The organism is Onishia niordana (assembly GCF_004798965.1).
Classification (GTDB): domain Bacteria; phylum Pseudomonadota; class Gammaproteobacteria; order Pseudomonadales; family Halomonadaceae; genus Onishia; species Onishia niordana.
Window position 1 is genome coordinate 1 of record NZ_SDSD01000073.1, and the last position, 270, is coordinate 270.

The following is a 270-nucleotide window of genomic DNA, read 5'->3' on the forward strand; positions in this document are numbered from 1 at the left end:
TTATGTTTTTTTATTCACTGCCAGCCCATGAATAAGGCCAGAAGAATCGATGCTGATCCGATAAATGAAAGAAAACACAAGACAAAACCAAAGGTGAAGATACTTGTGCCATCTCCTTCATAGGATCTTCTTGTGCGCTTTCCTTTATAGGCAAACATACTGCTTAAGGAAAGGAGAGTGAAAATAAGCTGCAAGGAAAAAAACCGCCATTCGGCAGAAAAGTTCAGCAAAGAAAGTCCACCACCTAGAAATGCTAAGAGAAGTCCCATT

Annotated in this window: 1 protein-coding gene; it reads right to left on the reverse strand. The window is 40.0% G+C overall.

The genetic code is table 11. From position 1 onward, the window contains the following. Positions 1 to 14: 14 nt before the first annotated feature. Positions 15 to 270, reverse strand: a 256-nt coding sequence (locus ETC27_RS17985; RefSeq protein WP_136256069.1) for a hypothetical protein, incomplete at its 5' end; no start/stop codon positions are given.